Below are 23369 nucleotides of genomic sequence, written 5' to 3'. Positions count from 1 at the left end.
AAGGCAGGAGCGGGTACCGTCAGGCAGCCAGTTTCCTATCCTGCCTCCAATGGCTGAGGTCCCGTCCGATCAGCTCCTCCAGATCGGCGATGTCCCGCGCATAATAATCGACCATCCGCTGGCGGAGCATCGCCGGCAGGGGCGGATAGGCGATCTGCCGCGCGAACATGCCGCGCACCCGTTCGAACATCGCATTGCCGCGCAGGGGCCGCACTGCTTCCTTCAATGGCGCCAATGCGGTGCGCACGGGCAGGGGCAGGAATCTTTCGCTGCTGTCGTTGCGCGGGTCGGCACCCACCTGCGTCGAATAATGGCAGGGGGCGCCGATATGGTCGCTGACGATGGCGACGCTCGCTTCCGGCGCGGCCTTCACGTCCTCGAACAGCAGCACCTTGATCTGCTCGGCATCGAAATGCGTGAGCCAGCGGCGCAGATGCCTGGCGTAAAGCCCGTCCTCCAGAAAGCGCGGCTGGTCGCTTGGCCGCCCGTCCAGATAATGTTCCGGCCCCTTCGTCACCGTGCCGCGCCGGAACAGCATCTTGTAATCCGAATAGGCGCGGTCGACCGGATTGCGGAGCTGCACCACCAGCCGCGCCCTGGGCAGGACGGCGGCGAGACGGGCGGGCGCGTCCGGATGGGCGAGATAATCGGCGGACTTTTCCCCCAGCATCTGGTCGGGCCGGGCGCCATCGAAAAAACGGCGGTAATGGTCCAGGCCGCGCGCGTGGTCCTGGCTGAAGAAATGCGGCTCCGGCGCGGGCAGGTAGATGGCCGGGTTGTCCTGAAGCTGGTTGTGGATCCAGGTCGTCGCGCCCTTGACGGCGCCGATGATGACGAAATGCGGCAGGCGGTCGTTGGTCATCCTCTTTCCCCTCTTCGTCCGGATGGCAGTTCCGCCATGGCGATCTCCAGGCAGTTGGCGAGGCGATGCATGTCGCCTTCGTCCAGCAGATGGTCGACCGGAAAGGCGATGCTGCGGCGGCCAAGATCCTGCGCCACCGGCAGGGCGCCGTCGCGGCGCACCTGTCGGTCCGCAAAGGCGGCTTCGCCCGTCATGTCGGCGCAGGAACCGCTGCCCACGGGCATGCCCATCTGCGCCATACGGCCTATGATCGGCGTGGTTCCCGTCTCCCCCAGCCGGTCGGCGGCGATGGTCACATAGAGCCGGTAGAAGGCGTGACCGACCTCTGCCGGAATTGCGGGCACCTCCACCGCCCGATTGGCGCGCAGCAGCCGCATCAGGGTCGCGGCGTTGCGACGGCGGGCGGCCAGCCAACCGGGCAGCTTGGCAAGCTGCGCCCGCCCGATGGCGGCCTGCATCTCCGTCATCCGCCAGTTGCTGCCGAAGCTGTCGTGCAGGTAGCGAAAGCCGTTCGTCGTGGCCGGCGCGAAGAATTTGTCCGGATTCTTGCCATGGTCCTTATAGGCCCAGGCCCGTTTCCAGTGCCTTTCCTGCCGCAGCAGGAGCATGCCGCCTTCCCCGCCGGTGGACATGATCTTGTCGGTGCAGAAGGAAAAAGCGGCGGCATCCCCAAAGCTGCCCACGGCCCGGTCGTGAAGGGTCGCGCCATGCGCCTGCGCGCAATCCTCGACCAGCCACAGGCCGCGTTCATCGGCCAGCGCCCGCAGCGCCGTCATGTCGCAGGGCCAGCCCGCCAGATGCACGCACATTATCGCCCGGCTGCGCGGCGACAGCATGCGGCGGGCGGATTCCGGGTCGATATTGTTGCTGACCGGATCGATGTCGGCAAAGACCGGCGTCGCGCCGACCGCGACGATGCAGGCCGCGCTGGCAAAGAAGCTGCGCGAGGGCAGGATCACCTCGTCTCCAGCGCCGACGCCCAAGGCCCGCAGCGCCAGTTCCAGCGCGACCGTGCCGTTGCTGACCGCGATGCCGTGGGGCATGCCGCAAAATGCCGCGAACTCGGCCTCGAAGGCGCGGTTTTGCTCGCCATGGACCATGGCATTGACCCGCCCGGTTTCCAGAACCCGCGTCACCGCCGCGATCTCGTCGGGCTCATGCTGCGGCCAACGCAGCGCGGCATGATCGAGCGGACTGAGGCGGAGCGGAAGCTGGGGCGGAATCTGGGCTTGGGCAGGCGCGGCTTGCATCATTGTTCCCCCAAAAAGTCAGGCGACATCGCGCGGCAGCGGCGAGGACAGGACGGCTGGAATGTCCGTGGGGCGCGGCGGCATCATCAGCAGCGTGTCGGAACTTTCCGCCGCCAGCCGCCGCAATATCTCCGCCCAGCGCGAACTGGCGGAGGCCGCGACCATTTCATGCGTCAGCCGCACCAGCTCATCCGCGTCGCCCGCCGCGATCAACCGGGCAAGCTGGGCGAAGCCCTCCACCAGCATCTCCAGCGGGATGGGGGAGGGCATGGCCTCGAAAATGCCGGGAATGGCGCTTTCGATCTTGTCCTCGCTGCTGTCGAACAGTTCCTCGAACAGCTTTTCGCCGGGACGAAGCCCGATGAACTTGATCGGCACGTCGATTTCCGGCCGCAGCCCGGCCATGCGGATGACGCGGCGGGCGATCTCCACGATCTTCACCGGCTCGCCCATGTCGAGGACGAAGATGGTGCCGCGTTCCGAATCCGTCTCCAACGCGCGGGCGCTGCTTTGCAGGATCAGCAGCACCGCCTCCTGCACCGTCATGAAGAAGCGTTCGATGTCGGGATGGGTGACGGTCAGCGGCTTGCCGCTGGCAAGCTGTTGCTGGAACAGCGGGATCAGCGATCCGCTGGACCCCAGCACATTGCCGAAACGCACCGTCAGGAAACGCGGACTGTCCGGATCGCAACTGCCGATCAGGTCGAGCGCCTGGCAGTATAGCTCGCCCAGCCGCTTGGTCGCGCCCATCAGGCCAACGGGGTTTACCGCCTTGTCGGTCGAAATCTGAATCATCGCGCGGGCTTCGAATTCGCAGACCGCGTCCGCGACATTGCGCGTGCCCAGAACGTTCGTATGCACCCCGGCGCAGGGATTGGCCTCCACCATCGGCACATGCTTCAGCGCGGCGGCGTGGAAGACGATCTCCGGCCGCCGCCGCTCGAACACCTGCCAGAGCGCGGGGCGCTGGCGGATCGAGCAGAGTTCGGCGTGGAAGCGGACATGGGGGAATTTCTCCCGCGCCTCCATCTCTATGGCGTAGAGATTATATTCGCTGTGATCGAGCAGCACGATCTCCGCCGGGGCGTAATAGGCAAGCTGGCGCACCAGCTCGCCGCCGATGGTGCCGCCCGCGCCCGTCACCATGATCCGCGCGCCGGTGACCACCCGTTCCAGATAGCTGTGCTGCACCGTGATTTCCGGCCGCCCCAGCAATTCCGCGAGCGGCATCTTCTCTATCGCCATTCGGTCGCCGCTCAGCGGCTGGGCGCTGGTCCAGGGATTGCGGAAGCGGGAGACCACCAGATTTTCCTGCTCCGCCAGCGCCGCGATGCGCAATATCTGCTGCCGGTCGAGCCGCTCGCTGCTTTCCTGCACCACCAGGCTGACCGGTCGCCGGCCTGCGCGGTCGAGGTCCGCCACGATCCGGGGGAGCATCTCGGGCGAGCCCAATATCGGCAGTCCGCCGACATGCAGCCGCCGCTCATGCCCGTCGAAGGAGATGACGCCGACGATCTCCAGGCCCGAATGGGCGTCGGTGGGGACAAGGTCCGCCATGACCCGCGCCCAGTCCAGTTCGCCGAGCAGGAGGATGCGGCGGCGCGCCTGCACTGTCCGGCGGAGCCGCGCGGAGCGGACATGCTTGAAGAACTGCCGCCGCAGCACGCGCACGGCCAGCAGCGCCGCGACGGTCAGCGGCACGTCGACGGTCAGGAAGACGGTCATGGGCCCGCGCATCATTTTCTGCGGCACCAGCAATCCCGCGGTGATCATCCATATGAGCCAACTGCTGGCGAGCAGGCTGGCCGCCAGCGACAGCGCGTCGCCGATGGACAGGAAGCGCCAGCTTTGCCGATAGGTGCCGACGACGAACAGGACGCTGAGGTTCACGCCGACGAACAGGGCCATGAACCAGGGTTCCAGGAGCGTCCGGGGCATGGGCAGGTCGGACAGGATCAGCCGGGAAAGCACGAAGCTGCCCAGCATGATCAGCGCGTCCAGCGCCAGGATGACGGCCAGCCTGATCGCCCAGAAGCGCGTGGCGCCCCGCGCGGCGAAGGCGCGCGCGGCTGCGTCCAGTCGCAGGAGCATGGCGGCGGGCGGCGTTTGCGCAACGCTGTCCTGCCCGTCCGGCCTGGCTGATGCGATGTTCGGCATTCCGATGTCTCCGAGTCCATGGTCCGCCGGTTGCGGGGGCGGAGGGCTGCCTGGAGGCGCCACCCTGCATGCCGTCCGCAACCGACGGTGGCGCCAAGGCTATCGGAACGGGTGCATCGCGGTAATCGGTCGAGCGGACACTATCCTTTATCCCATGCGCAACCCGACCGGCGCGCCCTTCCGCCCATTGGGGCTATGCCACAGGCTCGATGGCGCCGGACGGCAGGGGCTGGCGGGCGCGGAGGGGAGGCGGATTGCCTCAAAGGGGTAATCTACCGATGCACCGCCGGGCTGCGGGGCGGGCTGTGATAGCTGTCTTCAAGAACTGGATCTGTCCGCCCGCCTGAAGCGGCGGTGGGGTCGTGCGCAGCAACATATGGAAAACCGGAGGGCATAAGCGCCGTGAAAGTCGTGATCCTCTCCAGCCTGTCCTGGTCGCTGATCAATTTCCGCGGGGCGCTGATCGCCCGGATGGTCGGGGAGGGGCATGAGGTCGTCGCCTGCGCCCCGGACGAGGAGCCGGAGGTGCTGGAAAGGCTGGCGCAGATGGGCGTGCGCTTCCGCCGGACGCCGATGGCGCGGGCGGGCACCAACCCGCTGCACGATGCGCGCACCTTGCTGCATTACCGGCGGCTGATGCGGGCCGAGCGGCCCGATGTGGTGGTCGCCTATACGCAGAAGCCGATCATCTATGGCGGTCTGGCGGCACGGCTGTGGAGCCGGGCGCGCTATTTCGCGATCATGAGCGGCCTTGGCTATGTGTTCAGCGAGGAGGCGGATGAGCGCCGCTGGCTGCGCGCCGTCGTGTCCCGGCTCTACCGGATCGGCGTCGCCCGGGCGCGCTGCATCTTCGTCTTCAACGGCGACGATCATCGGCTGATGCGCGAAAGCGGGATCGTTTCGCCGTCGCAGCGGGTGATGCAGGTTCCCGGCTCGGGCATCGACGTGCGCCATTTTGCCGAGCAGGCGCTGCCGGAAGGGCCCTTCACCTTCCTGATGATGGGTCGCCTGATGCGCGACAAGGGCGTGGGCGAATATGTCGATGCCGCACGGATCGTCCGGGCCCGGCGCCCCGACGTGCGTTTCCTGCTGCTGACCCGGCCGGAGACGGAAAATCCGACCGGCTACACCGCCGCCGATCTCGACCAATGGCGCGCGGCGGGGCTGATCGAATTCCTGCCGGAGACGCGTGACGTGCGGCCCTTCATCGCGTCCGCCCATGCGTTCGTGCTGCCGTCCTTCTACCGGGAGGGCCTGCCGCGCACGATATTGGAGGCGCTGGCGACCGGGCGGCCCGTCATCACCACAGACATGCCCGGCTGCCGCGAGCCGATCCGGCATGGCGTCAACGGCCTGCTCGTGCCGCCCCGCGACGGGGCCGCGCTGGCCGCCGCCATGGAAACGATGATCGCCCATCCACGGCGTGTCGCGGCCATGGCCGCAGCCGCCCGGCGGACGGCGGTCGACATCTATGATGTGGACAAGGTGAACGCCATGCTGCTGGACATCATGCAGTTGCGCGGTGCGGCCAGTGCGATGCCCATGCCAGCGCCTCCGCCCGCGCTGCTGGTGCCGGAGCGCGCATGACCGCCTGTCTGCGCCCGGCGGGATTGCTGGCGATCGGCCTTTTCGCGCTGCTTGCCCCCCTGCTGCTGCTGCTGTCCCTGCTGGTGCTGCTCTGCCTGGGGCGGCCGGTGCTGTTCCGTCAGGTCCGAAGCGGCCTGGGCGGCCGGCCCTTCGCCATGATCAAGTTCCGCAGCATGCGCGACCTGCGCGACAGCGACGGGGCCTTGCTGCCCGACGCCCGGCGGGTCACGGCCGTTGGGCAGTTCCTGCGCCGCTTCCGGCTGGACGAGCTGCCCGAACTGATCAACATCGCGCGGGGGGACATGGATTTCATAGGCCCCCGGCCGCTGCTGCCCCACAGCATCGCCGCCATGGGCCGCGACGGCGTGGAGCGCGGCAGGGTGCGGCCCGGCCTGACGGGTCTGGCGCAGGTCAGCGGCAACACGTTGCTGACCATCGAGGAAAAGCTGCGCTTCGACCTGCGCTATGTGCGCCACCGCAGCGCCCGCCTCGACGCGCAGATCATCGCGCGCACGCTGCTGGTGGTGGTCGGGGGTGAAAAAAGGATCGACTGGCATGCCGACGAAGCGCGCCCTCCTCATCGGGGCAGTTGAAACCACCCGGATCGCCTTCGAAGCGATCGCCCGCCACCCGGCATGGGACATGGCCGCCATCGTCACGCTCGATCCCGCTCTGGCCGGGCGCCATTCGGATCATGTCGACCTGCGGCCGGCGGCGCGGGAACGGGGCTGCCCGGTCATCCATGTCGACAATATCAACCGGGAGGAATCGCTGTCCGCCATCCGGGACGCGGGCGCGGACATCGCCTTCGTCATGGGCTGGTCGCAGATTTGCGGGACCGCCTTTCGCGCGCTCTTTCGCGACCGGGTGATCGGCTATCATCCTGCCGCCCTGCCCCGGTTGCGCGGCCGCGCGGCCATTCCCTGGACGATATTGCAGCAGGAACCGATCACGGCGGGAACGCTGTTCTGGATCGATGCGGGGACGGACACGGGCGACATAGTCGACCAGCAATATTTCCATGTCGCGCCGGACGAAACGGCGGCGACCCTCTACGCCAAGCATATGCGGGCGCTGGCCGTCATGCTCGACCGTGCGCTGGAACGGATCGCGGCTGGGGAGATGCCGCGCATGGTCCAGGACGAAAGCTGCGCCACCTGGGCCGCGCGCCGGACCCCGGCGGATGGGCTGATCGACTGGCGGCGGCCGGCCGGCGACATATTGCGCCTGATCCGCGCAACGGGCCGCCCCTATCCCGGCGCCTTCACCCGGCTGGGCGGCGCGGACCTCCGGATCTGGGCGGCGGCGCCGTCGGACATGGGCGGGCGTCACGCGGCCCTGCCTGGACAGGTCGTGGCGCGGACGGCGGACGGCTTCACCGTGCTCTGCGGTCAGGCCACCGCCCTTATCGTCACGCAATGGAGCGGCCCGGACAAGCCGCCCAAGCTTCACGCCATTTTGGGGGATTAGCCGATGTCGCTGCCGTTCAACGCCCGCCGGATCGCGGTCGTCGCGCCCCATCCCGACGATGAGATATTGGGATGCGGCGGCACCATGGCGCGGGCGGCATCCGCTGGGGCGGAGGTGCATGTCGTCGTCGTCACCCGCGGCCAGCCGCCGCTGTTCGACGAAGAGCTGGTGCGGCAGATACGCTCCGAAACCCTGCGCGCCCACGGGATGATCGGCGTGGCAGACACCCGGTTCCTGGATTTCCCGGCGGCCGGGCTGGATCAGATCAGGCGAAGCGAACTCAATGCGGCGCTGTCGGAGGCGCTGTCGCGGATCGAGCCCGACCTGCTGCTGATCCCCTTCATCGGGGACATCCACCTCGATCATCAGATCGTCTTCAACGCAGCGCTGGTCCATGCCCGGCCGCGTGGGCCCGGCGGGCCGAGCTGCGTTATGGCCTATGAGACGCTATCGGAAACCAACTGGCTCGCCCCCGGCGTCACGCCCGCCTTCGTTCCGAACATTTTCGTGGACATCAGCGAGACGATCGAACGAAAGATCGCCGCCTTCCAGGCGTTCCGGACGCAGGTGAAAGCCAGCCCCGACGAGCGGTCCATAGAGGCCATTCGCGCCCTCGCGACGCTACGTGGCGCAACCGTCTATCGTTCCGCCGCTGAAGCTTTTGTTCTGGTTCGACAAATTAATTAACATGTGTTACTTCGCGGGCGAATCGCTTCATTTGCGAAACGATGTGGCAACGGGGCCCTAGACCGTTTGCGATACCACCAAAGTGGTAAGTTTGACTGCCGCTGGCGCAGCATATTGCACAAGTGGTAAGAAAAATTCAGCAACTTAACAATGTGTTAACGCCTTGTCGCGCGCACCCGAAATTTCCATTGTACATTCGGGGACTCTCACGGCACAAATATGTTACTGATAAGTTGTTGAAACGAAAAGAAAGGGTCGCACTACAGGCATTTGATTACTGGTCTTCTACATTCCGTTTGGGGCCTGCTTACGGACGTAGAAGAGATCATGAGGGGACCACCCAATGTCTTACCCAGTTAATGTGCGTCTGTTGTGCGGTAATGCGATCGTTCGGGAGGGGCTTAGCCGCATCCTGATGGAACGGGATTTCCGTGTAACCCAATATCCCAACGTGGCTACGGTGCTTCAGCAAGTCGAGGTGCCGGAAGAAGATACCGAACCATCCCTGTTGCTGATCGACGACGGAACCGACGCGATGGATGTCGAGACGCTGTCGGTTCTGCAGAAACGTTTTCCCTGTTCCTACCTTGTCCTTCTATCCGACCGATTCGATTTCCAGATCATGCTGAAGGCGTTCCGGCTGGGGGCTCTGGCCTATATCGTCAAGGAAATCTCCTGCGACCGGCTGGTGGCGACGCTGCGGCTGGTGGCCATGGGTGAGCGCGTCCTTCCACCGCAACTGGCGGACGAACTGCAATCCCGGCCCAGCCTGACCGATGCCCTGGAAGTCGAACGCCCGGTGGATGCGGCCTGCCTGTCCGACCGGGAACTGGAAATCCTGCGCTGGCTCATCATGGGATGCCCGAACAAGGTCATCTCCAAGCGGATGGACATCAGCGAGGCGACGGTGAAGGTCCATGTGAAGGCCGTGCTGCGCAAGCTGCGCGTCAAGAACCGGACCCAGGCGGCGATCTGGGCGGCCAATCACGGCATGCGCGGGCGCGTGACGGAAGTCGAACCCGAACTGCCCGTCGCCATTCCCCATCCGGCGCAACTGCCGGTGCTGGAGATGGCGGGCGTCGCAAGCCGCGCCTGATCCGCGCATTCCTGAGGCATCGCGCGCCGGCGCGATGATGCAACGAAGAATCTGGAGCGTGCGACGGCGTCCGATGCGACGCCGCGCGTTCCAGGGGGATCGTCATGGCCTATGATGTGAAGGGCGTGCTGACCGCACGCGCCTTGCCGATGCTGCGCGGCCGGTTTTCGGGCTTCCTGGTCAAGGGAACCCGGGGCCGGCTGGTCGCGGTGGGGCATTTGCTGTCGGGCAATTTCCTGAACGCGCTGATCATGCTGGTCAGCGTGGCGATGGCGGCCCGGTCGCTGGGACCGGCCACCTACGGCGTCATGGTGCTGGTGCTGTCCTATAATCGCGTGGTCGAACGGATATTGCGCTTCGAATCCTGGCAGCCGCTGATCCGCTTTGCCGTGGAGGAAGAATCCAGGGGCTCGCCGCGCCGGATGCAGCGGCTTTACTGCTATGGCCTGATGCTGGACATGGGCGCAGCGGCGGTGGCGGCCGTCAGCGCGATTGGCCTGGCATGGCTGTTCGGGCCGCTGTTCGGCCTCAAACCCCTGCATGTGGAGCTGGTGGCGATCTATTCGGTCGCGACCCTGTTCAACATCGCAGGCGTGCCGACCGCGGCGCTGCGCCTGTCCGGCCAGTTCAAGATGCTGGCCTATGCGCAGGTCGCGGGCAATGTGCTGCGCATCCTGCTCGCCTTTCTCTGCATGGTGACGCATGCCGGCGTGATCGGCTTCATGGGCGCGTGGACGGTGTCGCAGGCCCTGGGTTCGGTGCTGGTCTTCTGGGTCGGCTTCCGCGCCCTGAGACAGATGGGAATACCCAATCCGCTGCACGCCCGGCTGAAGGGGCTGGTGAAGGATTTTCCCGGCTTCTTCGGCTTCGCCTGTTCGACCAACCTGTCGCTCACCCTGCGCGTCATCACCACGGAAGCGGACTCGCTGTTCGTGGGCGCGGTGGCGGGCAGTTCGGCCGCGGCGGTCTATTATCTCGCCAAGCGCATCGCCAAGGTCGCGACCCAGGTCGGCGCTCAGGTGCAGGCGGTCGTCTATCCCGATGTCGCGCGGATGTGGGCGAACGGCAATATCCGCAATTTCCGGGCGGCCACGCTGCAGGTGCAGATGGCGTTGGCGGCGGTCGGCTTCGTCATGTTGGCTGGGGCCTGGCTGCTGGGACCGTTGCTCATCCGGGTCGGGCCGGGCGTGGCCTATTCGGAAACCTATATCCTGCTGCTGACGCAGTTGGTTGCGGTGATGCTGATGCTGCATGCCGCGCCTTCCCGGTCAGCGATGCTGGCGATGAACCGAAGCTGGACGGTCCTTGCGATCTCGGGCTTCGGAACGGCGCTGTTCGTGGCGGTCGCGGCCTATGCCGTACCCCGCTATGGACCGATCGGCGGGAATATCGCCCATGTCGTGCTGGGCGTGGTGACGGCCGTGTTGCTGGACGTGAGCTGGCTGCGGCGGGCGAAGCCCCGGCCGGTCGCGGCGAGCATGGGATGAGCCGGGCGGGAGGTGGCTATTTCAAGACCTTCCTTCTCCCTTGAAGGAGAAGAATAGGAAGCCTTCGCGACGAAGGAGCCTGGGTTGATTTGGAGGGAGGAAGCGGGTCTGCGGCCCGCGCGATCCGTTGGATCGCACCCCCTCACCCAGCTACGACTAAGGCAGCAAGCTGCCAAGTCTGCGCAGCCCTCTCCCTCAAGGGAGAGGGATAAAGCGGGTGTCCGCTTCCCACCCGTTCCGCTAATTCTCGCCGCCGCCCTTCAACAGATGCGCGACGATCTGGGTGCGGTTGGATGCGCCGTTCACCGCCATGATCGCCCGCACATGGACCTTCACCGTGCTTTCGCTGATGTTCAGCCGCTGGGCGATGTCCTTGTTGGATGCGCCCTGTGCGAGCAGGCGCAGCACGTCGCGCTGCCGCTTCGTCAGCAGCTTGAACCTGTCCACCGCCTGGGCGATCCGCTCGGTCAGGCCGTCGGCCGTGTCCGGCTGGCGCCTGTGCAAGGTGGCGGCAAGCGCGGCCGGATAGACCGCCAGCCCCTCCTTCAGCAGGAAAAGCACGCGCTGCATGCTGACGATGCCGGTGCTGGAGCGCAGCAAGGCCTGCGCCCCCGCCGCGATAGCCGCCTGCATCAGCGCTTCATTGCCATGGTCCGCGATCACCAGGATCGCCGCGGCGGGCCATAGCTGCTTCGCCTGTGCGATCTGCAGCGGCAGGGCGGCGCCTTCCAGTTCGGATTCCCCGGTCTGGAACAGGATGATGTCGGGCGGCTCGCCGGCTTCCGGCTGGTCCAGGCTGGATTGCTGCAATATGCGAATGCCCGCGGTCTCCAGCGCCACGGCAATGCAGGCCCGGCGAAGCGGGCTTCCGTCGAGGATCAGCAGATTGAGACGAAGGGCATCCTCTTCCACTATTACGCTTTCGAAACGAACAGAAGGCGAAGGCGCCTCCTGCAAAGGCGGCAGGCGGCTCATGCCGCCTTGCGCGTGAAGACGTGCCGGACGCGGTCCGTCCAGCTCTGGCGGATGGGGAAGCTGTCGGAATAATAGGCGGCCGATCCCATGTAGAACTGGACCGCGTCGCCATAGCCGCGACGGGCATGGTCCTCATAATCGACCTGGTTGAACACGGCCCCGACCACCTGGTTGTTCACCATCTGGAGCGAGGCGCGCAACTGTTCGACCGTCGTATGCCCCCAGCGCACGACCATCAGCGTCGAATCCGCCAGCGAGGAGAGAGTCCGCGCATCGCGCACCGCCAGGATGGCCGGCGCGTTGATGACCACCAGGTCGAAGCGCTCGCGCAGATCGTCCAGCAGGCGGCCGACCTGCCAGCCCTGCACCACGGCGGCCGGATTGCGGATCTGTTCGCGGGTGCTGAGCACCACCGGCATCAGCGCGACGGGCGCCGCGCCTTCGGCGGCGTCATGGTCCACATGGCGTTCGGCCTGCGGCATCAGCCGGCGGCTTTCCCCCGCATGGGTCAGCACCTCGATCAGGTCCGGCGTGTCGGAACCGTCCTGGATCGAACGCAGGATGCTGGGGCCGGGTCGGCGCAGGTCGAGGTCGACCACGATGGCGCGGCGGCCCATGGACGCGGCGGCGGCCGCCAGCGTCAGCGCGACGCTGGACTTGCCGTCGCCCGGCAGCGGCGATGTCACCAGCACCCGCTGGCTGGTTCCCTGATGGGGCAGTTCGCCGATCTCGCTGGCCAGGTTGCGGGCCACCTCCGTGAACAGGGACTGCGGCTGGGTGGTCACCGGATTGTCCTCGATCGTGGTGCCGATCGATTCCTCCAGCTTCGGCAGCATCGCCAGCGTGCGAAGGCCGAAGAGGCGGCGGAGCTGGTCCCCGCTGCGCAGCCGGTTGTCGAACATCTCGATCCCCAGCACGATCAGGAAGGCGAGGACGGACGAGCCGACGAACGCGGCCAGCGCCATCTTCTTGGGCGCGGGCGCGACGGGCTGGAGCGGCACCGCCGCCGCCGAGACCATGGTCGAGTTGACGCCGGTGGTCTGCAATTCCGACTGCACCGTTTGGGCGCGCTGCGCCGTGGTGAGATAGGCCTGCCGCGCCACCTCCGCCCGGCGGTCGAGGATGGAGAGATCGACCAGATTGGCGTTGTTGCGGAAGGCGGCGCCGGTCATGGCGTTGAGCTTCGCCTGCAACTGGCCGGCCCGGGCGGAGGCAGCGTTCGCCTCCGCCAGCGCCATCGCCCGTTCGCGCCCGGCATCGGTGTCGTTCCGGGTCTGCTGGGTCGCGACGACGGAGGCGCGCTCCTGCACCAGCGCCCTGCTCACCTGTGCGATCTGGGCCGACAGCGCCTGCATCTGCGGATGGTTGGCGCCCATCTGGACGGAGATTTCGGAGCGCTGGCGGATCAGGTCGTCATATTGCTTCTGCAGATTGTCGAGCGCGGGGGAGGTCGCGCCCGCCACCGTCCGCATGCTGGCGGCGCGGCTGACGCCGGCGGCCTGCGCCTGCATCGCGCTGCTCATCGCGGCGGTGGAGGCCGCCTCCACGGCGATGCGGTTCATCTGCTGATAGTCCTCCGCACTGCCAGCGCCCATCGGCATCAGGTGCTGGCGGCGGAAATCGGCAACGGCGCGCTCGGCCAGCTCCACTTCATGGGCGAGGCGCCTGGTTTCCTTGTCGAGCGCGGTGCTGAGACCGTTGCGCCATGTCTGGCGGCGCTGGGAGCGCATCTTCTGCAGACTGTCGACGAAGCGGTTGGCGATGCGCGCGGCCAGTTCCGCCTTGCGCGACTGGACCGTGATGTCGATGAAGTCGGAATCGGTCGAACTGACCACGCGGGTGGTCTTGGTAAGCTGCACGGCCGCCTGCTGCACCGTCATCTGCACGCCATGGGTGAAGGCCTGGTTGCGATTGAGGTTGAGGTCGCGCACCACCTGCTCCGCCAGCGCCTGCGACCGGTACATGCGCGCCTCATTGGCGACGCGCTGCTGGTTGCGGGTCGCGTCGGCCTGGTTGGAACCGGTGGAATCGTTGAGCTCCACCTGCACGGTCGCCGTCGCTTCATAGCGATTGGGCAGTTGCAACTGGACGATCAGCACCACCACGACGCAGGCGACGACGATGCTGGCCACCAGCTTCATGTGGCGGTGGAGCAGGAACCAGATCTGCCGCGCGGACATCTGCTGCAACTCGAAGGACAGGTCGCGCGGCTTTTCCGCGCCGCCGCCCGGCGCGGCGCCATCGATCAGAGTGAGCTGTGCAGACGCCATGATAGTCTCCCGGTCGCATCGGCGCGCGGACGCGCCCGCCGTCAGGGCCGTCCCAATGCAGCGATAGTGCGGGTTGCGGCGGAAGAGCGCAAAAGCGCATCGGGGACCGGCGATGCGCATAGGTGCTAAACCCTTCGGATCAAGGCGGGGGCCCATGCCCTGTCCTGACCGAAAACCCATCGCTGGCGTCTCGAACCCGCCAGCAATGGGTCCAGAGCCTACACATTTCTGATGCGTGTCTGACTATTCCGGATCGCCCCATTCCGCGCCATTGTGCGAAAGTTGATCGAGGATAAGAACGCTCCGCACGAGGGGACCGGCCATGATCGCGGAGCTGGCATATCAGGAACTGGAACCGGGATCGCTCGCCCGGCTGTTCGGGGCTGGCCATGCCGCGGTGCTGGTGCGTTGTCCGGAAATCGTGGCCGAGCTGTGGCGCGGCCTGCTGGAGGACAGGGCGGAGCAGATGCCCTGGGAAGCGCCGCTGGTCGACATCGCCCGCAACTATCATGGCAGCGGCGACATCACCGCCAGCCTGGGCGACCTCTTCTACTTCCAGCCCGGACGCCATGGCTATATCGCCCGGAAAATGGCCCTGTCACGCGAGGCGGGGAAGGATCACGCCACCGTGCGCCCCGCCTATTTCGTGCAGGGTGGGGAGCATTATGCGCCCGGTCAGGCGCTGTTGGATCGGTGCTGGGCCATCGGCTGGCGGTTGATGACGGCGCTCGCGCCGGAGGGGACGCCGCCTGGGGATTTCCATGTCGTGGTGCAAAGGCTGAAATATCAGGAAAGCGCGGGCGATTTCGAGCGGCTGGGCGCGCTGGCGCGCAATTCCCTGGGGCGCTGGGGCCGTGCGGGCTGCGCGCTGGATGAAAGGCGGTGGCAGGCGGCGGGGGCGCTCAGCCCGCGCGGCCTGTCCGACCTCTATGGCCTGTTGGCCGATGTGCCGGTCCTTGGGCGGTTGTTGCAGGGCATCAACCGCCTGTTGCTGCGCCGCGACCGTAGCAGGGACATCGCGCCGGGCCAGAAGCTGATCGAGGGCGCGCATTTCGACTATCGCTATTTTTCCGCCCTGTGCGGCGAACGGACGCAGATGCTGACGCAGGTCTTTGCCGGCGGGCGATGGATAGACCTGCCGATCGACCGCGCGACGCTGGCCGTCTTCCCCGGCAGCATGGCGACGCAGGCCTATGGCATGCAGCACGTGCTGCACCGCGTGCTGCATGTGGAGAAACCCGGTCAGACCGGCGGCGATCCGCGGACGGACAATGTGACGCTGCTGATCGGGTCGGCTTAAGCGGAGACAGTAAAAAAGGGGACAGGGATTTTCACCATCGGTGAGTGCCTTCGCGGGAGCATGTCGCGTTTCAACGGGCAAAACCGATTGAATCCCGCCTTGCCTATAATTCCGGCAGGGGCTGCGGCCCGACAGGCCGCGCATAGATCAGCCGCGCCGCTTCCGGCCTTGCCTTGCGGGGGACATAGATCGTCGCCAGCGCCACCATCACCGGCATCACCCACATGCGCGAATACATGTGCGGGTAGGACAGGGTGTAGATCAGGAACACCAGCACCACCGCCACCGCCATTGCGCCCTTGTCGCGGCTGGTGCGCAGTCCGTTCGCCGCCAGCAGGGCGATCAGGCCCAGCAGCAGGATCAGCCCGCAAAAGGCGATCGCCCCGCCCTCGTTCCAGATCAGCAGGAACAGGTTATGCACCGGATTGTCATAGGCGCTGAGTTCGCGATAGCGGTCCACGCCCATGCCGATGACGGTATAGTCCTCGGCAAAATCCCAGGCTTCCTCCATGAGCTGCGACCTGTTGAGGAATGTCCCCGCCTGGTTGATGTCGCCGCTTTCCACGGCATTGCCGACGCGCTCCTGGAAAGCCTTGGGCAGCGGGGCGCCGCTGGCGAAGAACAGCCCGGCCGCCACTGCCACCGCCAGCCCCAGGCGGAAGATGTAGCGCACGCCCATCAGCAGCAATGTGGTGAAGATCGCCAGCAGCGAGGCAGAAAATCCGGTGAAGGACGCGCTCAGCATCAGGCCCCAGAGCAGCAGGATCAGGCAGGCGACTCCGGCAAGGCCGCCGATCAGCCGATGGCGCATCGAATAGAGCAGCATCGGCAGCGAGAAGGCGACCACCGCGCCGTTGGGATTGGGCTGGCCCGCCATGGACCCCAGGCGCCCATTGCCGGTGATGAAGCCGTCGCCCAGCCAGTGCAGCGTGTCGTGATAGGTCAGGAAGGCGCTGGCGGCGATGCCGACCGCTTCGGAACAGGCGATGCCCAGCATGAAGATCAGCGGCGCCTTGCGGATCGTGCCTTCCTCCTGCTGCATCAGCAGGATCGGGATGCAGAGGAAGGCGACGGTATATTGCAGGGCGATGTTCACCCAGCGCAGCGGATCGCCGTTGATGATCGATCCGATGAACAGCCCGCCCAGCATCATCACCAGCCCCGCGAGCCAGAAGGGCGTGAGCGAGCGGAAGGGCGTGACGCTCAGCCGCCCGCGCAACGCGGAGATGGAGAAGCTGATGAGGAAGAAGAGGTCGGAAAAGGTGAGATTGATCTGGCCGACGCGCAGCAGGCCCCAACCGCTGAGGAAGATCGCCGTCATCAGGCACCAGCGCGCGATCCTGTCCCAGATTTCCTCATGCGCCGCGAAAATATCCGTCGCGGCGGCGGATGCTGGACCATGGGAGGCGGGGCTGGCGAGAGTCGTCACGGTGGCATAGGCTGGGCCTGGCGACTGCTCCGCGCAAACGCCCTTCGGGGCAGGGCATCGGGCGATTCCAGCCAGCCCGCCTTATCCGAATTTGCCGGAGGATCAGCCTTGTGATCCGTTGAAATGGCCTTGGGACTGACGGGATAACGGCAGCCCGAGCGCCGCCGGACCGGCAGGCGTCTCGTGCGACGAGGACAAGCCTGGTGACGGATGCGATCCTGCCCCTGCGCGACAGCGAACCGCCGGCGACGGTGGAGCAGACCGTCGATCCTTCGCCGCGTGCCGCGCGGCAGGGACCGGTCAAGCTGATCTATGTGGCCGGTTACGGGCGGAGCGGGACCACCCTGCTCGACATCGCGCTGGGCGAGCATCCGGCGATCATGGGCGCGGGTGAGGTGACGACGCTGGCGCGGCATGTCTGGGACCGGGGTGAATATTGCGCCTGTGGAGCGCGGGTGCGGGACTGTCCGCAATGGCGCGCCATCGTCACGGGCTGGACGCAGGGCGAGCCGGATGGGTTTCTGGCCCGTTACCGTCGCGCGCAGGAGCGGACGGAGGCGCTGCTGGCCCCGGCACGGCTGCTGCGGCTGCCGGGATGGCGGGACCATGTTCGCCGGACCGTGAAATTGCTGCGCGGCATGGCGCTGGTGTCGGGGCGGCCGGTACTGGTCGATTCCTCGAAGCTGCCCGGCCGGGCCTTTGCGCTGGCCGCCATGCCGGGCATCGACCTGCATGTCGTGCATGTGGTGCGCGACGGGCGCGGCGTCGCCTGGTCGCTGATGAAGGGGCATGGCCGCAGCGTTGAGAAGGGGGTGCAGCGCGAATTGAGGCCCAAGCCCCTGCTTTACACCGCCCTGCGCTGGTCGATGGTGAACATCGCCGCGGAGATGCTGTGCCGCCGGGTCGGGCCGGGGCGCAGCATCCGGGTGCGATATGAGGATTTTGTCGACGATCCACGCGGCATTATCGGGCGGATCGTCGCGCTGGTGGGGGAAATGCCACATCTGCCCGCCACCGGCCTCACCCCCTTCGCGCCGCAGCACCAGGTCGCGGGCAGCCGCCACCGCATGCAGAAATCGCTCAGCATCAAGGGCGATGACAAGTGGAAGCGCGAAATGCCGGGGTGGAAACAGCGGCTTTTCACCCTGTTGTGCGCGCCCTTGCTGCGACGTTACGGTTATGCGCTGCGCAGCGGGGACGAATCATGAGGCGGCGGCTGATCGGCATGCTGCTGCCCATTGTGATGGCGGGCTGTTCGGGCGCGGGCAGCGAATCGCGGGCGCAGCCGGTGAGGGGCGAACCCGCCTTTCCCGGCGCGGTCGGCTATGGCGCGGCGGCCAGGGGCGGGCGCGGCGGGCAGGTCATCGCCGTCGATACGCTGGCCGACGGCGGTCCGGGCTCCCTGCGCGCCTGCATCGAAGCCACGGGCCCGCGCGTCTGCATATTCCGGGTGAGCGGCACGATCCGCTTCACCACGCGCCCGCCGGTGATAATCAACCCCTATCTCTCCATAGCGGGGCAGACGGCGCCGGGCGGCGGCATCGTCATCGCCCATGCAGGCGGCGCGGAAGGGCGCACGCCGATCCTGATCAAGAACACGCACGACATCGTCATCCGCCATATCCGCGTCCGCAACGACCGCACCGGCGCTCATCGCGGGTCGGAAGACAGTTTCACCATAGAGAACAGCCATCAGGTCATCATCGACCATGTGAGCGCAAGCTGGGCGCGGGACGAGCTGATCAACGGCTATGGCGACAATGACTGGATCACGATCAGCAACTCGATCTTCGCGGAGGGGATACCGCGGCACGACAAATGCGCGCTGCTGGCGAGCGATCCCAGGGGGCCGCAGCATTTAAGCTTCATCGGCAATATCTGCGCCCATAATGGCGACCGCAATCCGGACCTCAACTTCCCCCCCGGCTCCTGCGCGGAGGTGATCAACAACATCCTCTATAACGGCCAGTCGGAATTTGCGGAGATATGGGAAAGCTTCGGCGGCGTGCCCGTCTCGCTGATCGGCAACAGCTTCGTCGCGGGGCGGAACACCCGGCCCGACACGATCGGCGTGGCGCGCAACGTCATGGGGTCGAAGGGGACGGCGAAGGTCTATCTGGCCGACAACCGTTTCGACGGCGATTTCGTCCATCTCTCTCCCCTGCTGAAGGCGGCGGAGGTGGACCGGCCGCCCTGCCCGCCGACCATCGCCGCCGAACCGGCCGACGCGGCCTACAAGGCGGTGCTGAGCGACGCCGGCGCCTTCCCCCGCGACCCGTTCGACCGGCGGATCGTCAAGCAGGTGCGCGAGCGCAAGGGGCATATCGTGAAGCAGCCCGGCCTGATCGACGATCCGGAACCGGGGACGCCCTATGCCGACGCGGACGGAGACGGCATGGACGACCGGTGGGAGGCGGAGCATGGCGCCGATCCGCGCAAGGCCGATCCATGGGCCGATGGCGACGGAGACGGGCTGGCCAATCTCGACCAGTTTCTGGACCAGCGGGCGCACGAACTGATGGACGGGGTGACGCCATGAATGCGCCCTTGCCCCGCCTGATGCCTGCGGATGCCGCGCCGGACGAGCGCCTGCGCATCTGCTTCCCCTTTTCCGGAGACAGCATCGGCGGCAGCCATATTTCGGTGCGGGGGCTGATCGGGCATCTCGACCCGGCGCTCTACCGTCCGCTGGTGGTGACGGAGGTGCCCGGCGGCATGATCGCCAATTTCTTCGCCGGGCATGAGCAGATGGACGACCCCGCCGCCGACGGGCTCTTCGTGCCGGGCGAGGCCTTCACCCTGCGGAAATTCGGGCGGACGCTGGGCGGCGTTCTGCCGCGTGCCCGGTTCCTGCGGCGCAACCGGGTCGACATCGTCCATGTCAATGACGGGCGGAGCAGCGCCAACTGGGCGTTGCCGGCGCGGCTGGCCGCGGCGAAGCTGATCTGGCACCATCGCGGCGATCCCGGCGCGATGGGCCTGCGCCTGCTCGCGCCCGCGCTGGCGCATCGGGTGCTGGCGGTTTCGTCCTTCGCTTTGCCGCCCGCCGGCATCTGGTCGGCGCGAAACCGGGCCTCGGTGATCCACAGTCCTTTCGACACGACGCTGGAGGTGGACCGGACCAGAGCGCGGGAGGCGCTGATCCGCGAACTGGGCGTATCGCCCGATACGTTGCTGCTGGGCTATTTCGGCGCTTTCGTGCCGAGGAAGCGGCCCCTGCTGTTCGTCGACATGATCGCCCGGCTGACGGACGGGATGGGAGGGCCGGTTATGGGCCTGATGTTCGGGGAGGCGCGCGTGCCCGCCATGGACATCGCCCTGCGCAGGCGGATCGTGGAAAAGGGCGTGGAGGATCGGGTGAAGCTAATGGGCTATCGCACGCCCGGCCCCTTCTGGATCGCCGCCTGCGACCGGCTGGTCGTGCCCGCCGTGGGCGAGCCGTTCGGGCGGACATTGGTGGAGGCGATGCTGGTCGGCACGCCCATCGTCGCCGCCCGGTCCGGCGGCAATGTCGAGGCGCTGGAGGGCGGCATCGGCCTGCTGGTCGAGCCGGACGACGCCGGGGCGCTGGCCCGGGCCTGCGCCGATCCGGGCGACGTCCGCGCCATGGCCCTGCGCGCCCGTGCCGATGCCCGCGCCCGCTTCAGCGAAGCCGCGCATTGCGCCAAGGTCTGCGCCATCTACGAAGCGTTGCGGCCATGATGGGCGTGGTGAAGCGGCATTTCCTCTGGGCGGCGCTGTTCAGTGCGCTCGCCAATCTGCTGTTCCTCGCGCCGACGCTCTACATGCTGCAAATCTATGACCGGGTCGTGCCGACGCGGGGCGGGACCACGCTCGCCTTCCTGACGGTGGCGCTGCTGCTGGCCTATGCCACCCTCTCGCTGCTGGAATATATCCGCTCGCGCATATTGGTGCGGGCGAGCATCGGGCTGGACCGGCGGCTGGCGCGGACGCTGATCGCCGCCACGCTGCGCCAGCAGGCGGGAGAGGGGATCGGGCGCAGGAGCCGCCAGCCGATCCGCGAATGCGACCAACTCCGCCAGACGCTGACCGGTCCGGCCATGTTCGCGCTGTTCGACGCGCCGTGGACGCCGATCTACATCCTCGTCTGCGCGCTGATCCACCCGCTGATCGGGCTGATGGCGCTGGCAGGCAGCCTGACGCTGGTCGCCATAGCCTGGGCCAGCGACCGGGCGACGCGCCGGCCCCTTTTGCAGGCCAATGCCGCCGCGAACCTGTCCTACAGCAGCCAGGAACAGACGATGCAGGGGGCCGAAGCGGTGCGGGCGCTGGGCATGCAGGGCGCGATGGTCCGACGGCACCTTGCGGAGCGGGAGGACATGCTCGGCTGGCAGGCGGAGGCCAGCTTCGCCGCCGGCAGCCGCATGGCGGTGAGCCGCTTCCTGCGCAACATGCTGCAATCCGGCGCGCTGGGACTGGGGGCGTTGCTGGCGATAGACGGGCAGATTTCCGGCGGCGCGATCTTCGCCTCCTCCTTCCTGCTGGGGCGGGCGGTGGCGCCGGTCGACCAGCTTGTGGGAAGCTGGCGCAGCTTCGTCGCGGCGCGGGCCTCCCATGGGGAGGTCATGGCCTGGCTCCACGGCGCGGCGGACGACATGCCCCAGACCAGCCTGCCTCGCCCGAAAGGCCGGGTGGATGTAGAGCGCGTGACCATCGAGGACCCGCATTCCCAACGGCTGATCCTCAACAACCTCTCCTTCGCGGTCGGGCCGGGGGAGATGGTCGCGGTGATCGGCGCGAGCGGCGCGGGCAAGTCCACGCTGGCGCGGCTGGTGGCGGGCGCCATCGCCTGCGACCGGGGCGAAATCCGCATCGACGGGGCGGAACGGTCGCAATGGGACGGCGATGCGCTGGCGGTGCATGTCGGCTATATGCCGCAGCAACTTTCCCTTTTCGCCGGGTCGATCCGCGACAATATCGCCCGCTTTGCCGATCCGGACGCCGACGCGCGGATAGACGCCGACGTCATTGCGGCGGCACAGGCGTGCGGCGTGCATGAGATGATCCTGCGACTGCCGCAGGGCTATGACACCATGCTGGGCTGGGGCGGCATGGGGCTGTCCATGGGCCAGACGCAGCGGATCGCGCTGGCCCGCGCCCTGTTCCGCGACCCGGCGGTGCTGATCCTGGACGAACCCAATGCGCATCTCGATTCCGATGGGGAGGCGCAACTGATCGCGGCATTGGCCAGGGCCAAGGCGCGCGGGGCGGCGATCATGGTGACGGCGCACCGGACCGGCCTGCTGGGACCGGCGGACCGCATACTCGTGCTGGACAATGGCCGCATGCGGATGAGCGGGCCACGCGATCAGGTGCTGGGCGCGCTGACCCGTCCCCGTCCCGCGCCTGTGGCGGGAGCGGCCTGATGCTGATGCGGACCACGCGGCCTTTGCTGTTGCCGCCGCCCGGCCCGCCGCCGCCGGTGGCGGTCGACCCCAGGCCGGAGGTGCGCGGCGGGCTGCTGGTGGCGGCGGCGTTTTTCCTGCTGTTCCTCGGCTGGGCGGCCTTTGCCCGACTGGACGCGGCGGCGCTGGCGCCGGGCCGGACGACCGTGGCCGGGCAAAGGCAGAGCGTGCAGCATCGCGACGGCGGCATCGTCGCGGCGATCCTGGTGAAGGAGGGGCAGCGCGTCCGGCAGGGCGAAGTTCTGATCCGGCTCGCCGCGCCTGCCGTGGCCGCGCAGGAACGGGTGCTGGCGTCTCAGGCGATCTGGCTGATCGCCCAGCGCGCCCGTTTGCGCGCCGAACAGGCCGGGGCGGGGATGGAGGCGCCGGTGGAGTTCCGCACGCTGACCGGGGACGACCGCGCCGATGCGCAGGCGGCGACGCGCGCGCAGCAGGCGCAGATGGCGGCGCGGTCGGCGCTGCTCGGCACGCAACAGGGCGTGGCGATGCATGAGGGCAGCCAGGCCGGGTCTCAGGCCGTGGGCTATCGCGAGCAGGTCGCCTCCGTGATCGAGCAGGAGCGGCTCATCACCGACGAACTGGAGAGCCTGCGCACCGTGGCGGAGAAGGGCTTCGTCAGCAAGACGCGCATCCGCGCGCTGGAGCGGGCCAGGGCGGACCTGATCGGCCAGCGCGGTCGCCTGAGCGCGGCGCGCGACAGTGCGGCCAATATGGTGGGCGAAGCGCGGCTGAAGGCGCTGGAGGCGAAGCAGAATCTGCAGGAAAAGGTGACCTCCGACCTGCGCGATACCGAAGCGCTGCTGGGCGACGTGCTGCCCAAATGGAGCGCGGCGCGGGACGAACTCGCCCGGACGCAGGTGCGCGCGCCGGTGAGCGGGACGGTGGTGGGCCTCAGCGTGCATACGGTGGGCGGGGTGATCGCGGCGGGACAGACGCTGATGGACATCGTGCCGCGCGATTCCGCCGTCGTGATCGAGGCGCGCTTCTCCCCCGCCGATGTGGACGATCTGGCGGTGGGGCAGAAGGCGGAGATACGCTTCGCCGGCTTTCCGGGGCGCAGCCTGCCGATCATAGAGGGCAAGGTGACGCGCATATCGGCGGACAGCTTCGTCGAGGAGAAGACGGGCATCGCCTATTTCGCGGGAGAAGTGACCATCGCCCCCGATCAGATCGCGCTGATCCGGCAATATCGGGAAGGCGATTTCGCGATGAAGCCGGGCATGCCGGTGGAGGTGGTCGTGCCGCTGCGGCAGCGGACGGCGCTGCAATATATGATCGATCCCCTTGCCGATACGATGTGGCGCTCCTTCCGCGAGCAGTAGACGTTGTTCCTACACCCATAGGCGCACTCCCGAAGGTGTAGGCGCTATCCC

Annotated in this window: 18 protein-coding genes; 12 read left to right on the top strand and 6 right to left on the bottom strand. The window is 67.3% G+C overall.

All coding sequences use genetic code 11. The features are described 5' to 3' along the window. Positions 1-19: 19 nt before the first annotated feature. Genes K7W03_RS09995 through K7W03_RS09985 form a run of 3 tightly spaced genes read right to left on the bottom strand, consistent with a single transcriptional unit; the run spans position 20 to position 4269 of the window. Positions 20-862: a sulfotransferase family protein gene (locus K7W03_RS09995; protein WP_222886212.1), complete on the bottom strand. Its 843-nt coding sequence runs from the start codon at positions 860-862 to the stop codon at positions 20-22. Beyond that, the gene (locus K7W03_RS09990) at positions 859-2115 is read right to left on the bottom strand and encodes a DegT/DnrJ/EryC1/StrS family aminotransferase (RefSeq protein ID WP_222886211.1); all 1257 of its coding nucleotides are present in this window, start codon (positions 2113-2115) and stop codon (positions 859-861) included. Before K7W03_RS09990 ends, K7W03_RS09995 begins: the two co-directional genes overlap by 4 nt. A gap of 15 nt (positions 2116-2130) precedes the next feature. Further along, the gene (locus tag K7W03_RS09985) at positions 2131-4269 is read right to left on the bottom strand and encodes a polysaccharide biosynthesis protein (RefSeq protein ID WP_061934918.1); all 2139 of its coding nucleotides are present in this window, start codon (positions 4267-4269) and stop codon (positions 2131-2133) included. A gap of 402 nt (positions 4270-4671) precedes the next feature. Here K7W03_RS09985 and K7W03_RS09980 point away from each other — a divergent pair, with 402 nt between their 5' ends. From K7W03_RS09980 to K7W03_RS09955, 6 genes are all read left to right on the top strand, one after another. Next, a complete protein-coding gene (locus tag K7W03_RS09980) occupies positions 4672-5856 on the top strand; it encodes a glycosyltransferase family 4 protein (protein WP_103000609.1) in 1185 nt (394 codons plus the stop codon). Further along, the gene (locus tag K7W03_RS09975) at positions 5853-6449 is read left to right on the top strand and encodes a sugar transferase (protein ID WP_025550786.1); all 597 of its coding nucleotides are present in this window, start codon (positions 5853-5855) and stop codon (positions 6447-6449) included. Before K7W03_RS09980 ends, K7W03_RS09975 begins: the two co-directional genes overlap by 4 nt. Beyond that, a complete protein-coding gene (locus tag K7W03_RS09970) occupies positions 6412-7326 on the top strand; it encodes a formyltransferase family protein (RefSeq protein WP_048577224.1) in 915 nt (304 codons plus the stop codon). Before K7W03_RS09975 ends, K7W03_RS09970 begins: the two co-directional genes overlap by 38 nt. Positions 7327-7329: 3 nt before the next feature. Continuing rightward, positions 7330-8013 (top strand): PIG-L deacetylase family protein, encoded by a 684-nt coding sequence (locus tag K7W03_RS09965; RefSeq protein WP_099185420.1) that lies wholly within the window; start codon positions 7330-7332, stop codon positions 8011-8013. 343 nt (positions 8014-8356) lie between these two features. After that, positions 8357-9109, top strand: a complete 753-nt coding sequence (locus tag K7W03_RS09960; RefSeq protein ID WP_025550792.1) for a LuxR C-terminal-related transcriptional regulator — start codon at positions 8357-8359, stop codon at positions 9107-9109. A 104-nt stretch (positions 9110-9213) separates the two neighbouring features. Then, positions 9214-10596 (top strand): lipopolysaccharide biosynthesis protein, encoded by a 1383-nt coding sequence (locus K7W03_RS09955; protein ID WP_222886210.1) that lies wholly within the window; start codon positions 9214-9216, stop codon positions 10594-10596. 240 nt (positions 10597-10836) lie between these two features. Here K7W03_RS09955 and K7W03_RS09950 read toward each other — a convergent pair whose 3' ends face one another. Then, a complete protein-coding gene (locus K7W03_RS09950) occupies positions 10837-11571 on the bottom strand; it encodes a helix-turn-helix transcriptional regulator (RefSeq protein WP_222886209.1) in 735 nt (244 codons plus the stop codon). After that, positions 11568-13841, bottom strand: a complete 2274-nt coding sequence (locus tag K7W03_RS09945) for a GumC family protein (protein WP_222886208.1) — start codon at positions 13839-13841, stop codon at positions 11568-11570. The genes K7W03_RS09950 and K7W03_RS09945 overlap by 4 nt, the downstream gene beginning before the upstream one ends. Positions 13842-14163: 322 nt before the next feature. Between K7W03_RS09945 and K7W03_RS09940 the strand changes: the two genes are divergently transcribed. After that, complete coding sequence (locus tag K7W03_RS09940; RefSeq protein WP_222886207.1) at positions 14164-15141, top strand: 2OG-Fe(II) oxygenase family protein; 978 nt, start codon at positions 14164-14166, stop codon at positions 15139-15141. 103 nt (positions 15142-15244) lie between these two features. Here K7W03_RS09940 and K7W03_RS28220 read toward each other — a convergent pair whose 3' ends face one another. Beyond that, a complete protein-coding gene (locus K7W03_RS28220; protein WP_222886206.1) occupies positions 15245-16570 on the bottom strand; it encodes an O-antigen ligase family protein in 1326 nt (441 codons plus the stop codon). Positions 16571-16773: 203 nt separating this feature from the next. On the opposite strand from K7W03_RS28220, the gene K7W03_RS09930 reads away from it, so the two are divergent. Genes K7W03_RS09930 through K7W03_RS09910 form a run of 5 tightly spaced genes read left to right on the top strand, consistent with a single transcriptional unit; the run spans position 16774 to position 23318 of the window. After that, positions 16774-17778 (top strand): sulfotransferase family protein, encoded by a 1005-nt coding sequence (locus K7W03_RS09930; RefSeq protein ID WP_222886205.1) that lies wholly within the window; start codon positions 16774-16776, stop codon positions 17776-17778. After that, positions 17775-19109 carry a polysaccharide lyase family 1 protein gene (locus K7W03_RS09925; RefSeq protein WP_222886204.1) on the top strand — a complete coding sequence of 445 codons (1335 nt, stop codon included), beginning with the start codon at positions 17775-17777 and terminating at the stop codon, positions 19107-19109. Before K7W03_RS09930 ends, K7W03_RS09925 begins: the two co-directional genes overlap by 4 nt. After that, positions 19106-20272: a glycosyltransferase gene (locus K7W03_RS09920; protein WP_222886203.1), complete on the top strand. Its 1167-nt coding sequence runs from the start codon at positions 19106-19108 to the stop codon at positions 20270-20272. The genes K7W03_RS09925 and K7W03_RS09920 overlap by 4 nt, the downstream gene beginning before the upstream one ends. After that, complete coding sequence (locus tag K7W03_RS09915; protein WP_222886202.1) at positions 20269-21957, top strand: type I secretion system permease/ATPase; 1689 nt, start codon at positions 20269-20271, stop codon at positions 21955-21957. The genes K7W03_RS09920 and K7W03_RS09915 overlap by 4 nt, the downstream gene beginning before the upstream one ends. After that, on the top strand, positions 21957-23318 hold the full coding sequence (locus K7W03_RS09910; RefSeq protein ID WP_222886201.1) for an HlyD family type I secretion periplasmic adaptor subunit: 1362 nt from the start codon (positions 21957-21959) through the stop codon (positions 23316-23318). Before K7W03_RS09915 ends, K7W03_RS09910 begins: the two co-directional genes overlap by 1 nt. Positions 23319-23369: the final 51 nt, after the last annotated feature.

This window comes from Sphingobium sp. PNB, assembly GCF_019873065.1.
GTDB classification, from domain to species: Bacteria; Pseudomonadota; Alphaproteobacteria; order Sphingomonadales; family Sphingomonadaceae; genus Sphingobium; species Sphingobium fuliginis.
The sequence above is the reverse complement of the archived record's forward strand: the minus strand, read 5'-3'. Positions and strand labels throughout refer to the sequence as shown.

Excerpts from the sequence above, each read along its gene's own strand:
- K7W03_RS09995 (WP_222886212.1), bottom strand. The coding sequence starts at position 862 with ATGACCAACGACCGCCTGCCGCATTTCGTCATCATCGGCGCCGTCAAG.
- K7W03_RS09990 (WP_222886211.1), bottom strand. The coding sequence starts at position 2,115 with ATGATGCAAGCCGCGCCTGCCCAAGCCCAGATTCCGCCCCAGCTTCCG.
- K7W03_RS09985 (WP_061934918.1), bottom strand. The coding sequence starts at position 4,269 with ATGCCGAACATCGCATCAGCCAGGCCGGACGGGCAGGACAGCGTTGCG.
- K7W03_RS09975 (WP_025550786.1), top strand. The coding sequence starts at position 5,853 with ATGACCGCCTGTCTGCGCCCGGCGGGATTGCTGGCGATCGGCCTTTTC.
- K7W03_RS09970 (WP_048577224.1), top strand. The coding sequence starts at position 6,412 with ATGCCGACGAAGCGCGCCCTCCTCATCGGGGCAGTTGAAACCACCCGG.
- K7W03_RS09965 (WP_099185420.1), top strand. The coding sequence starts at position 7,330 with ATGTCGCTGCCGTTCAACGCCCGCCGGATCGCGGTCGTCGCGCCCCAT.
- K7W03_RS09960 (WP_025550792.1), top strand. The coding sequence starts at position 8,357 with ATGTCTTACCCAGTTAATGTGCGTCTGTTGTGCGGTAATGCGATCGTT.
- K7W03_RS09955 (WP_222886210.1), top strand. The coding sequence starts at position 9,214 with ATGGCCTATGATGTGAAGGGCGTGCTGACCGCACGCGCCTTGCCGATG.
- K7W03_RS09950 (WP_222886209.1), bottom strand. The coding sequence starts at position 11,571 with ATGAGCCGCCTGCCGCCTTTGCAGGAGGCGCCTTCGCCTTCTGTTCGT.
- K7W03_RS09945 (WP_222886208.1), bottom strand. The coding sequence starts at position 13,841 with ATGGCGTCTGCACAGCTCACTCTGATCGATGGCGCCGCGCCGGGCGGC.
- K7W03_RS09940 (WP_222886207.1), top strand. The coding sequence starts at position 14,164 with ATGATCGCGGAGCTGGCATATCAGGAACTGGAACCGGGATCGCTCGCC.
- K7W03_RS09925 (WP_222886204.1), top strand. The coding sequence starts at position 17,775 with ATGAGGCGGCGGCTGATCGGCATGCTGCTGCCCATTGTGATGGCGGGC.
- K7W03_RS09920 (WP_222886203.1), top strand. The coding sequence starts at position 19,106 with ATGAATGCGCCCTTGCCCCGCCTGATGCCTGCGGATGCCGCGCCGGAC.
- K7W03_RS09915 (WP_222886202.1), top strand. The coding sequence starts at position 20,269 with ATGATGGGCGTGGTGAAGCGGCATTTCCTCTGGGCGGCGCTGTTCAGT.
- K7W03_RS09910 (WP_222886201.1), top strand. The coding sequence starts at position 21,957 with ATGCTGATGCGGACCACGCGGCCTTTGCTGTTGCCGCCGCCCGGCCCG.